The organism is uncultured Lutibacter sp., assembly GCF_937891065.1.
In the GTDB taxonomy this organism is placed as follows: Bacteria; Bacteroidota; Bacteroidia; order Flavobacteriales; family Flavobacteriaceae; genus Lutibacter.
In genome coordinates, this window is the sequence record NZ_CALAEQ010000257.1 from 1 (window position 1) to 3,616 (window position 3,616).

The 3,616-nt window shown below is 32.0% G+C and carries 3 protein-coding genes; all 3 read left to right on the plus strand.

Annotated features, from left to right (window positions below):
* Positions 1 to 599 precede the first annotated feature (599 nt).
* The 3 genes from Q0352_RS13675 to Q0352_RS13685 all read left to right on the plus strand — a co-directional run bounded on the left by Q0352_RS13675 (position 600) and on the right by Q0352_RS13685 (position 2,935).
* The gene (locus Q0352_RS13675; protein WP_299528405.1) at positions 600 to 941 is read left to right on the plus strand and encodes a hypothetical protein; all 342 of its coding nucleotides are present in this window, start codon (positions 600 to 602) and stop codon (positions 939 to 941) included.
* A gap of 109 nt (positions 942 to 1,050) precedes the next feature.
* A complete protein-coding gene (locus Q0352_RS13680; RefSeq protein WP_299528407.1) occupies positions 1,051 to 1,959 on the plus strand; it encodes an AAA family ATPase in 909 nt (302 codons plus the stop codon).
* Positions 1,922 to 2,935 (plus strand): DUF3871 family protein, encoded by a 1,014-nt coding sequence (locus Q0352_RS13685; RefSeq protein WP_299528409.1) that lies wholly within the window; start codon positions 1,922 to 1,924, stop codon positions 2,933 to 2,935. The genes Q0352_RS13680 and Q0352_RS13685 overlap by 38 nt, the downstream gene beginning before the upstream one ends.
* The last annotated feature ends 681 nt before the right edge of the window (positions 2,936 to 3,616 follow it).

A 3,616-nucleotide genomic window follows, 5' to 3' on the forward strand; every position in this document is an offset into this window, starting at 1 on the left:
TCGCATCTGGATTAAAGAAAAATTAAAAATTTATCTTTACTTAAAAAAAGAGAGGACAGAACCACTATATACCCCATACCTTTTTTTTCGCTTGTGTTACCCTCCCTAACTGACCTTGTTACCCCCTTGATAAAAAATAATGAATTGATATGGCGATTATCGCTCTAGAATAATATTACATCTAGGGAGAGTGAAAAATAAATTGGCAATAATTACACGAATGTTACCAAAGCTATCCTAAAATAATTAGTGTTATAATACAGCAGCTAAATCCCACGCTTTAATAGGAGTTCATTTTTTTGCATTGTTTGGCTATTCTGTATGAATATTATTGATTTGATTGAGTATAAATTTTTTAATTTTTAAAAATTTGACTTCACATAAAAATTAAATTTTTAAGCCGCTTAAAATGTCACCCCCCCCCCCATAAACATTATATAAAAGTTAACTGATTTAAACTACTAATTCACCACTATGGTTTGATTTTCTCTTGTGTATTAAAAGTATAAGTCCCCTTCTAATTTAAACCCCACCTATTGATTAGCAGGTGGTGGGTAGTCCCCCTTTAATACAACTGCAGTAATTAAAATCATTTTATTATGGTAACTGTAAAAGAAATTAAAAAGGCTGAAAATTCAAATGGAGAAGAATTTTATGGCTTAATTGTTCAATCAGGTGCAATGCCTGTTAAAAGCCAACAAACAGGTAGAATTTACTTCACAGCCAAAACAGCATTTGTTGCAACAACCTTTGATGAGTCAACAGCATCATCACTCATAGGTGCAGAATTTGAGGGTATTATCAAAAAAGTACCAACAGCTCCTTATGAATACACCATTGAAGAAACAGGTGAGATCATACAACTGTCGCATAGTTGGGAATACATAGATCCAGCATTGGAAATGGAAGAACAAGTAGTTGAAGAAGCTACTGTTATTTAAAAATAGGTATTATGCCATTTTCAGGAAGAGTTTATCGCTACGGTGATAAGCTCTTTTTTGTTATAAATGACAATCTAAAATTATATATAAAATAAAAACAATTAAAATTATGCAATTACAACAAACACAACGACATAACGTAAAATTACGTTTAGGGATCTCAGGAGCTAGTGGATTTGGTAAAACCTATTCTGCTCTTCAATTGGCCTATGGTATGACACAAGACTGGTCTAAGATAGCAGTAATAGACACTGAGAATTCATCAGCCAGCTTATATTCAGACTTGGGAAATTTCAACGTTTTAAATCTATTTCCATCATATAGCCCAGAGCGATATATAGAGGCAATTGGTATATGTGAAAAATCGAATATGGAGGTCATTATCATCGATTCCATAACTCACGAATGGCAGGGTGAAGGAGGTTGTTTGCAAATTCACGAACAATTAGGTGGTAGATTTCAGGATTGGGCAAGAGTAAAACCAAGACACCAGAAATTCATCGATAAAATCCTTCAATCCAAAAGTCACATCATTACTACCACAAGGCGTAAAACAGATTATTCATTGGATATAAGCTCTAATGGTAAATCCAAAGTTGTCAAGCACGGTACTAAAGAAATCACATCAGAAGGTTTTGAGTACGAACTTTCAGTAAACTTTGAACTTATTAATGAAAATCACTTATGTAAAGTTAGTAAAGATCGTACGAATCTATTCTCTGGAAAGCCAGAATTCGTAATTAACAGTGCTATAGGTAAAAAGCTAATAGCTTGGTGTAATCAAGGGGTCTCATTAGACACTGTAATGAATGAAATTAAATCCACTACCACACTAGAGGGCTTAAGGCATTTATATCAAAAATATGGCAGCTTAAAACAACAGATTAAGCCACTTATCATCGATAGGAAATCTGAAATTGATAATGCTTTTCAGATTATAGACAACAAACAAATCATTCAAACTAAAACTATTCAAAACAATGGAATTGACAGCAGTAATACAGCAAGTGGTCAGTAACCACGAGGTAGAATCCTCTATTTCAAACAGCAATCATTTTATAGAAGCAAACACACAGCAAGTCACATTTGCACATCTAAAGCAGGATTGTACTATTCCTGTATTTGCAAAAGATAACGAAACCACTATACCTCATTTTGAGTTTATAGATGCAGTGAGAGAAACAGCACAACAGCTATTTCCAGAAGAAATGGTAACGATGCCTAATATTAGAACTAGTCACGTTATAAAAGGCCGTATTCCTTCTGCAATTGGAAAGCCAGCAAAGGAACTATTTGAGCATGAAAAGACCATTTATTATGAGCGTATCGCTTTTATGGTTGAAATACCCCATATTAATGCTTATATAGATAATCAGAAGCTTAATCTTACAATTGGTGGAGTACGATCCTACTCTGAGCAAAATTTGTTCTCTAAAAAAAGCATTGAAAAATTTAAAATCTTTATTGGCTTCAAAAATATGGTATGCTGTAATTTGTGTATAGCTACAGACGGTCTAAAAGATGATTTAAGAGTAAGTAGTATAGAGGAGCTAAAATCTAAAAGTAGAGACTTGTTTTTAAGCTACAATCAGGAAGAACATATTGATACCATGAGGCAATTGCAGGGTTATACCATCAACCAACAGCAATTTGCACATTTAGTAGGTAAAATGAAGCTCTATCAACATTTGGATAAACAGCAAAAGCAACAATTGTTTGATTTAAAGATAACGGATTCTCAAATCAACACAATTATTAAAAACTATGTTGATGATGCACACTTCGGTGCAGATGATTATGGGTATATCAATCTATGGAATTTGTATAATCTATTTACAGAGAGCTCAAAAAGCAATTACATTGACCATTTTCTCAGTAGAAATTGTAATACTTACGAATTCATCAATCATCTTGGAAGATCCCTTCAAAATCAAGAGGACAATTATTTTCTACAAAAATATAATCCAATAGTACATATGCCAGAAATATTGTAATTAAATTATTTTTTTAAATATGAGCAATAAAGAATTGATAGAGCTTTTAAAATACTCCTCACCTCACATCATTTATGTGGTTAATGGTCAAAACAGGATTATCAAGCTACATACTCCTTTTAAATTAATGGTGATACAGAATATTGGAAGTTTGTGTAAAAATCAAATTGTATCCTGTACAGAATTAAAAATAACTAAACAGGGTAGGATTGTATTTTTTATAGATGGTAAAAACTATCATACACATCATTTTGACATTTTAACGTAATAAATGACCGAGAGCATTATGCTGTATCTTTTGATTCTACAAAAAGTAGAATATTTTCTGAGACTGTTTTGGCTCTATAAAAATAAAACTCCTGAGAAAATTTACTCTAGGGACTGCTTTCATATTAAAGCCTAATCGTTATATTTTACCTTGAATAGCTTTATATTTTTGCTATAACGGGTAGGCTTTATATGTTGGTAGGTTTAGATTTAATTTATCTATACTTATAATTTATGTTTTTTTAATTCTTTTCCTTAAATTTGTAGTGCATTTAAAGGTAAAACGTTCATTGAAAATTAACTGTAAAACATTGTTTATCAAGTGTGTTATTAGGTGGAGTTTTTAGTTAAGACATATTTTAACACTATATATAAAGGGTTTTATCTGTACGGTTCGAGTCCCGTCCAGACCGC